Annotated in this window: 6 protein-coding genes; all 6 read right to left on the bottom strand. The window is 35.9% G+C overall.

Annotation, left to right across the window (positions count from 1 at the left end; genetic code table 11):
* Positions 1–140: 140 nt before the first annotated feature.
* Positions 141–488 carry an RDD family protein gene (locus ACFSJT_RS12945; RefSeq protein WP_378320714.1) on the bottom strand — a complete coding sequence of 116 codons (348 nt, stop codon included), beginning with the start codon at positions 486–488 and terminating at the stop codon, positions 141–143.
* A gap of 262 nt (positions 489–750) precedes the next feature.
* Positions 751–906 carry a hypothetical protein gene (locus ACFSJT_RS12940; RefSeq protein WP_378320713.1) on the bottom strand — a complete coding sequence of 52 codons (156 nt, stop codon included), beginning with the start codon at positions 904–906 and terminating at the stop codon, positions 751–753.
* An 11-nt stretch (positions 907–917) separates the two neighbouring features.
* On the bottom strand, positions 918–1,172 hold the full coding sequence (locus ACFSJT_RS12935) for a hypothetical protein (RefSeq protein WP_378320712.1): 255 nt from the start codon (positions 1,170–1,172) through the stop codon (positions 918–920).
* Positions 1,173–1,175: 3 nt separating this feature from the next.
* Positions 1,176–2,756, bottom strand: coding sequence for a TNT domain-containing protein (locus ACFSJT_RS12930; RefSeq protein ID WP_378320711.1), 1,581 nt, complete (start codon positions 2,754–2,756; stop codon positions 1,176–1,178).
* Between the two features lie 674 nt (positions 2,757–3,430).
* Entirely contained in the window at positions 3,431–3,646 is a 216-nt protein-coding gene (locus tag ACFSJT_RS12925; protein ID WP_378320710.1) for a hypothetical protein, read from the bottom strand.
* A complete protein-coding gene (locus ACFSJT_RS12920; RefSeq protein WP_465252808.1) occupies positions 3,643–6,660 on the bottom strand; it encodes an RHS repeat domain-containing protein in 3,018 nt (1,005 codons plus the stop codon). The genes ACFSJT_RS12925 and ACFSJT_RS12920 overlap by 4 nt, the downstream gene beginning before the upstream one ends.
* Positions 6,661–6,697 lie beyond the last annotated feature (37 nt).

The following is a 6,697-nucleotide window of genomic DNA, read 5'->3' as shown; positions in this document are numbered from 1 at the left end:
TGCTATGCGAAGTTTGCAAATAGAAAAGCAATCACGTAATGATGATTACTTTTTAGTCAATTATGCAATTATTGTTACTTGCTCTCTGTTGACGCTGCGAAGTCATAGACATTCGCAGAGCACAAACTTCGTAGAGCTGGTTAATTGGTCAAAGTATATTTAATAACATACGTTTTACCTAATTTATCATGTAATGATTTACCTTTTTTACTGGTATCAACTATCAAAAAAATCAAGTCTATAAAAATTATAATAGAAGCTCCATTTGAAAAAATACTCTGAGACGGATATGATGAAGCAATAAATGTTGCGAACCCTTTCAAATCATTAATCTTAACTATTTCAATATTATTGAAAGCTAGATAATAAAATGGAATAGTAAGTAGCGATGGTAACATAAAGAAAATATTCCTAATTAAAGCTTGTTTTAAACTAATAGTGAGCTGGTCTACTCGTTTAATTAGGTTGATTTGTTTAGTGACATTCATTTGGCTCGCCTTTTTTGGTAATTCAAGACCAAACCTACTATTAATAATAACCCATGTCAAGACCCACAGCAGGGGAAAAATACCCTTTAACGGTGACTTTTCGATCACTTACATTAATTAGCAGATTAACTACACTAATTTGATAGACTTTTAAGGATGTTTTTTAAATGTAGTGATAATACTTTACTTAAAAGAACATAGAACCACCTCGATATTGAGATGGTTCTAAGTAAAATATAACAAGTAATCTTTGATTAAAGAGTTATAAACCTAAACTTTTTAAAATAGGTGCTATAGAAGATTCATTTAACTCTACTTGTTTAAGTATCGATTTAATTTTATCGATATTTTTATCACTAACGGCTTTTTCGTAATCATCCATAAGTCCGCTTACATAAAGCCTCTCGTTAACTGTCATTCCTTTATGATTCATCTAAAATTATCCTTACCTAACAATTTAAGTTGATCTTTAAAAGTGCTTACTAAATACTTAAAGGATTCTTCTTTACTTTTAAATAAACTTTGTTGAGATTCTTCTCCTTTTTCATCATAATAGAAAAATCTCCATAAGCCATCGTACTCTTCAATAATATAAGCATCAGATTTTAAACCTTCATCGATAGAGTAATCACTTTCGATCACTCCAATTTTGCTTAGTTCTATTTTTAATTCTTCTTTTGTCATAAATTAATTTGCTTTTATAAATCCTCCTTGTAGCAACTCTTGAGCATTAAGAGTTGGTGAAAAATATTGTGTTCCTGTTCCTACTTTTCCAAACGTTGGAGCTATTGTTGATGCTTCAACACTGAATGATTTAGTAAATTCAAAAGAGTTATAAATACTTGTACTAGCGTTATTAGGCAATGCTCTATTCAACAAAGGTGTTCCAGTAGGAGAAAAATACTTACCTCCTAAATTACCATATCTATCAATTTTAGTTCCAATTTCTAGTACCGTTGTAGTTGTTGCACCCATAGCACCTTTATTAGCTGGATAATAATTTGCTAATGCAGTAGTTGTAGATACCGTCTTACTACCTTTAAATGCAGCAGAAATAGCTTTAGTAGCTGCTGTAACTCCCTTGGCTCCTACTAGTGCACTAGCAACGTTACCAATTACTTTTCCTCTATCTATACCACTTCCATTAACCAAGTCATTGGCTCCTTTTTCTACAGAAGTCACTACTGCATTTGCTGCTTGCATAGAGTTGGTTCCTAAGGCTTCATCTGCCTGCATCATTGTAGAAACATTTCCTTGTGATGCAAGAGCAACTGCTAGATCACCCATACCTTTAGCGGTTTGCACAGGATTAGTAACCGCTTCTAAAAGACCTTCGCCATTTTCAACCACACCTTGAACAGCTCCCATAACATGGGCGCTAACTCCGTTTGGATTTTCGGCAGTATTTTGAACAAGTTGTTGTTGAACCCAACCCCATAATTCTGCACCTTCCAGTTCAACTCCCATCCCCATTTTATTCTCTTGGAAGGCAAACGTAGAGTTATAATCATATTGCTCTGCCAATGGGTCGATCTGCCAGAACCTACCAATACTGCGGTCACTAATACGATAACGCCACTCATGGGTATTTAATCCCAGATCTTCGGTTAACTCCTGTCCCTGAAAGGTCTTTAAGTTGTTCTTAGCATTTCTGATCGTGCTATTTACTGCTTGCCATGACATACCAAAAGGATAGTAGTTTTGCTCCCTGCGTATTTCAGCAGCAGTAACAACACCGTCTTTATTGTTATCAGCATAAGTGATTCTGGTATTGTTCCAGATATCCCTATGTTCATATACATAAGTAAATGACCCATCGTCTTCTTGCTCAATATAGCCTTCAGGATGTGTAATAGATTTCAAAGAACCGTTCTCATACACAAAGTTACCATTATATTCTAAAATATTAGTAGTACCTCTATCTATAGCGGTCTTTTTTAGCTTTACTCCATTGGCATCATAGATATATTGTACGTTCCCATCATGATCAGGATTAGTAACATGTATTCGCGTTGGAAAGTTAAAGTAATTATAACTTACACTGGTAATCCCTTTGTTTTTATCTTGGATAAGGTTTCCATTGATATCATACGCATAATCATTTCCGCTTATGTTCCTATCTTTAAAACCATAGGTTTTATTTCCACTATCAGTAACGCTTAACAGTTTGTTGCTGCTGGCAGTATACTGATAACTCAATACATCAAGATTTGTATAACTAGAAGAGTTTTGCCAACCGTTACGGGTCAGGCTTTGGAGATTACCCATCCTGTCATACGTGATATTGCTTACACTATACTTACTATTATTACTAGTAACACTTAACGGCTGCTCAAAAGCATTATAATTATAAGCATACCATCTTTGGGTATTATCGCTAGCGGTTTTCCAATCAATCTCCGCAATGTTGTACTTATATTGTGGCGAAGCACCATGAGCTTTCCTTTTAACTTTAATTTTGCTCTTATATTATTAACTGATATTCTAGATAACGCTTTTTGTCAAAAATTTAATTGGGATAGAACACTTATTCCTCCAGCAACATTAGTAGATTAAAGTTTTTGAATTAAATTATTCAGTTCTTCTATATAATCTAATGGTATTAGTACTTGACTTATAGACTAGGTTGTCTTCTGTTAGCTTTAAGAGTTCTACCTTGGAAGTGTAATCATCATAGTGAACAGAAAAATAGCTTTATTTGTTTAGTGACATTCATTTGACTCGCCTTTTTTTGTAATTCAAAGCAAACCTACTACTAATAACAACCCTTGTCAAGACCTACAGCAGGGGTAAAATACCCTACACAAGTAACTTTTCGATCACTTACCTTAATTTACAGATTAACTACACTAATTTGATAGACTATTGATCATATTTTTTTGATTATTTCACTTTAAAGCATAAAAAACCACTCATCACTGAGTGGTTTCCTATTTATTTAATTAGCCTAAAAGCTTCTCTTTTGCAACTTTTAACGCTTCTACAAAGTCTAGGTAGTCTAAAGAAATTCGATTTTCTTTATTAGAATAAATCTCTAATTTAAGATTGTCTTTGTCTTCTTGATTTAATTCGGCGACCATAGTATCACCTTCCCAGATTTCTGCTACTAATTCTTCTCTATCCGGAACACTTGTTATTTCTATTTTAAATTTTCTCATTCTATAAAACCAATAAAATTATTACCATCTGCACTAAATCTAGCACCGCCTCCACCGGGTACTTTGACTTCTAATATATCTCCAAATCTTGCATGATTTCTCACTGTTGTTGTTGCACTTGGATTAGTCAATATATTTCTTAAAACAGCTTCACCTTGCACATTCATACTGGCAGGGTTACCTGTTGCCTTAGGAAAAACACTATTAGGCCTACTTCCATGCTTTTGTAATGCACGACCCACTTTAGTTAAAGCCCCTTTATCTGCTTTGGTAGCCGCTTTTATTAAATCATCTAATCCATTAATTAAATTTTTGCCTCCTCCCGGACCAAAAGGTAAATTTACAGGAGCTCCCATTGGAGCAACACCTGTGGGATTACCTGCTGGATCTACAAAAAATCTACCGTCATCAGATGTCCTTCTTCCAAAAAGCCAAGGCATATTTACCTGTGCTTCCGCAGAAAACTTATTCCAACCTCTTAAGTTACCTATTGAAGAAGCTCTACCTATGTAAACAGTGGTAGTTCCTTCAGTACTCCCACTACTATCTGCTTCTTCTGTACTTGTATCTCCACCAATAACAACTGTATCTAATACACCACCTTCTCTTGCCCATTGACCATCATTATCGACTACATAGGTTGTGCCATTTACATCATAAGTGTCTCCTGGTTTGTAATCTGCTGCATCAGGACAATCTGGACATAACCCAGTTGGATCACCGTACATAACAGGATTACCCCAAGCAAACATATATGGTGATTTATCAAATTGATTAGGATGATCTGCAAGTGGGTCTATTGTGGTAAAATGAGGACCCCAAGGATCATACAAACGCCAATCCATTTCATACAAACCAAGTCCTAGTGACTCTTCCAGTTCCTGACCATTGTATTTAAACTGATGCTCTCTACCAGTAATAAGTGAGTTAGGATGGCTAGAATCATATTTGATTTTACCACCAAAAGGATAGTAATCGTTAACTTGTTTTATTTCGTGACCATTATCTCCGTCTCCGTCAACATCTATAGCATTTCGTACTATATCAATTTTACCATCGTTATCATTATCACTGTAGCTTAGACGTACATTACCATTGTGATCTTTAAATTGGTAGACATACTTATACCCATCGGCGTCTTTTTCTACAATCCCTTCTGGGTGGTTAAAGAACTCTAGATTGCCATTTTTATAGATGTAATTACCTGCATACTCCGTTGTTATAGAACTTCCCTCTGTCACGATCTTTTTTTGCTTCGCTCCAGTGGCATCGTAAATATAAGAAATAGTTCCGGTTCCTTCACTGTTGCTTATCGAAACTGTTTCGGGTAAATTGAGATGGTTATAAGTGATGCTCGAGATCCCCTTGTTTTGATCCACAATCATATTGCCGTTATCATCATAGGCAAAATCGTCGTTGGTATTGGTGCCGTCTTTAAACCCATAGGTTTTGTTTCCGGTATCGATTACTTTTAAAAGCTTGTTACCGCTATCATAGGTATAGGAGAGTACATCCATGCTTCCAAAAGACGTTCCTAAATGACCTACTCTGTTTAGGGACTCGATGTTCCCCATTTTATCATAGGTGATATTGGATACATCAAAATTACCACTATGACTATTGGCTGCGGTGATTCGGTTGAGTGCATCGTACTCATAATTATACCAACGGTTTACATTGTCATTGGCGGTTTTCCAACTGGTTTCGGAGATGTTACCATTATATAAAGGGTTGGTTCCTTGATTGTAATTAATGGCAAAACCAAATAAGTCATTCTCAAGATTGTTAACATCATTGATTCCCTTTAACCAACCTCTTACATTATAGGTGTAGTCTACGGTTTGTAAGCCCGCACTTCGAGTAGCCCCAGTGCTCGGTGCTAGTCCACCAACGTTTTTGCTCACCAATTGTCCCAATTCATCATACTCGTTGGCTACGATTTGTTCTGTATCCTGATTATCAATTTTTTGAGTTTGACTGGTGANAATATCAGAAGTGTTTAAGTACTCGTTTGTACTAGCAACATATATTACTCTTGCTTTATTATCATAATACGTCGCTGTGGTAGTCCAATATGAAGTACCTAATACTTTTACTTTTGAACCAGTACTTAAAGTCTTTGTACGATCTGATACAGGAACACCATACACCGTAATAGGGTTGCTAAAGAAAGTACCTTCACTATTTAAAAATTCATAATTATTGTAATAGTAAATTGTAAGTACTTCGGCATTTTGAGCATTAGGATAACCTCCATTATTGTAATACATTGTAGTACCACCGATCATTACAGCATTACTACTTTCTACCCACAATGGAGTAGTTAAAGCACTAACTTCATCCTGTATTACACTACGTTCTCTCGTGTCAGTAATTTTACCAGTATAAGCCTCTCGACCAAAAACATCGAACTTTGTAAACAACCATTCATTATTTGCTCTTTGATTACCATCTTGGGTCATTATAGGCTGATCTAGCTTGTTATAGATAGTGTACTCCCAATCTTTGCCCGGTACTTTTCTCGCATACGGACGATTTCTGTAATCAAACTTATACTGATAGCATAATTCATCCAACTCTTGCTGACTTATTCCATCGTCAATAACCACCTTAGGTGGTATGGTGAACGAGAGGTTCCCAAAACTATCATAGACATAATAGGTATCATGTTCAATCCCACCGTTAAAGGTGCGTTTTAGGATCACTTGCCCCAGGTGATTGGTATACTCTCTGGTGGTATGATCATCTGGGTGTGTTTGACCTGGTTGCCAGTTTTCATCCTTGGTAATGGTAAGTCGTAAGACATTTTCTGGATAATATGCTTCTTTTACCAATTGGGGTTTCTCGGTGTCTGCATTAGTAAAAGTCACTTTAAAATGCATCACCTCATTAGCATCATTACCATCCCAATCAAATTTAAGGGTATGATCAGTATCACTATTGGGGTCTGCTTTCCAATCCTTTCCGGGAGCTCCTTGTTCCAATACCCGGTTCAACGGCGACGCCTCCAACACACTTTCGCTATAGGCATTTATTTGTGTAAAATCTGTG

It is taken from the genome of Aquimarina celericrescens (genome assembly GCF_042682765.1).
GTDB lineage: Bacteria > Bacteroidota > Bacteroidia > Flavobacteriales > Flavobacteriaceae > Aquimarina > Aquimarina celericrescens.
This window is presented reverse-complemented; position numbering and strand designations above follow the sequence as displayed.